We start from the raw sequence: 737 nt of genomic DNA, 5'->3' as shown, positions 1-737 counted from the left end.
CAACGTTGCAGCAGGCACCATTTCTGCAAGTTCTACAGATGCAGTGAATGGTAGTCAGTTAAATACCACGAATCAGAACGTGACCACTGCTCAGAACACTGCAAACACAGCAGTAACGAATGCGGCATCAGCTCAAAATACGGCAAACACGGCAGTGACCAATGCTGCTGCTGCACAAGCGACAGCAGATAAAGGCCTGAACTTTAGTGTCAATGGTGGTACACCTGACAATGTGAAGTTGGGTGAAACGGTTAACTTTGCAGATGGAACCAACACCACAGCAGTATATGACTCAGCAACCAATACCTATAAATACAATGTGAATGACAACATTGCATTAACCAATGTGGGTAGCTTAACAGTAGGTAACACTAAAGTTGATAACAGTGGCTTAACTATTACTGGTGGCCCAAGTGTAACGACTGCAGGGATTAATGCGGGTAATCAGAAGATTACCAATGTTGCGGCAGGCACCAATGCTACCGATGCAGTAAACAAAGGCCAGCTTGATGCATTAAGTACCTCAAGCAATAACAAAACCGATGCCTTGGGCAACAGCACAGCCAATAATCTGGGCGGTGGATCAAGCTATGACAGCACTACAGGTGCGGTAAGCTCACCAACTTATGTCACCACTAAAACTGACGGTACAACCGTTAATGCCAACAATGTCGGTGATGCCTTAACTAACCTGAACAATGAAGTGGTTAAACCGATTACCTTTGCAGGTAACAGTG

At 45.2% G+C, this 737-nt stretch carries 1 pseudogene; it reads left to right on the top strand.

From position 1 onward, the window contains the following. Window positions 1-737: pseudogene (locus ACG59Z_RS18740) on the top strand (hypothetical protein); the annotation flags it as partial.

The organism is Acinetobacter sp. ABJ_C1_1, assembly GCF_044684115.1.
GTDB lineage: Bacteria > Pseudomonadota > Gammaproteobacteria > Pseudomonadales > Moraxellaceae > Acinetobacter > Acinetobacter nosocomialis_A.
This window is presented reverse-complemented; position numbering and strand designations above follow the sequence as displayed.